The organism is Protofrankia sp. CiP1_Cm_nod4, from assembly GCF_982290645.1.
This window is the reverse complement of sequence record NZ_CEVIVC010000088.1, coordinates 6,984-7,758: the sequence shown is the minus strand read 5'-3', so window position 1 is coordinate 7,758 and position 775 is coordinate 6,984. Positions and strand designations below refer to the sequence as shown.

Genomic DNA, 775 nt, shown 5'->3' with positions numbered 1-775 from the left:
GCCTGCCTGCCTGCCTGCCTGGCCGCCTGCCTGTCTGGCTGGCCGCCTGGCCGGCCGGCCGGCGGCGCGGCCGGTGGTGGGTTGTCCTGGCTGGCGGGCCGTCCCGGGCGGCGGGTGCCGTGGCCGGCGGCGGTCAGCGGCCGTCCGTCCCCGGGCGGTCGCGGCTGGTCCCCGTCCGGTCATGATCGGCATTTGTGTGATCGGCGGTCGCGCGGCCAGCGTCCTCGGGGCCGCTGTCCTCGTCCTCCTCGAGCGGGAACACCGGCGGGAAGCCATGTTGGACGAGGCGACGGTTGCGGAAGTAGCCGGCGGTGGCGAACCCCAGGCCGACCGCGATCGCCAGCAGGACGATCGCGATGGTGAGCCGGATGTTGAGGCGCCCGGGCAGCAGCGCGAACATGACGGCGAACGGCAGCATGAGCAATGGCGGCCGGGACGCCTGCCGGACGCGCCACCGCGGCCCGGTCAGGTCGTGGGAGACCCACTGGTTGTACCGCGGGGGCAGCGTCCCGCCCACCAGGTAGTAGATCCGGCCGGTCAGCGGTGGCCGCTCGGCCGGCGCCGGTCCGGCGGGCACCGGTTCTGACGCCGGTGCCGCGCCGCCCGGCCGCGCCGAGCTCCTCGCCGGCGGCGGGCAGGCCCCGCCCTGGTTCGTCCCGCTGTCGTCCGTGCCGTCGGTGCCCATGGCATCAGCCTACGAACTCCGAAGCCTGCGGACTCCGAAGCCTGCGAACTACGGACGAACCGGGCCGGGGCGGGCGAACCGCCGCCCGTT

At 75.7% G+C, this 775-nt stretch carries 1 protein-coding gene; it reads right to left on the bottom strand.

The genetic code is table 11. From position 1 onward, the window contains the following. Positions 1 to 133 precede the first annotated feature (133 nt). Positions 134 to 577, bottom strand: coding sequence for a DUF5313 family protein (locus tag AC5LSR_RS16345; protein WP_493468650.1), 444 nt, complete (start codon positions 575 to 577; stop codon positions 134 to 136). Positions 578 to 775 lie beyond the last annotated feature (198 nt).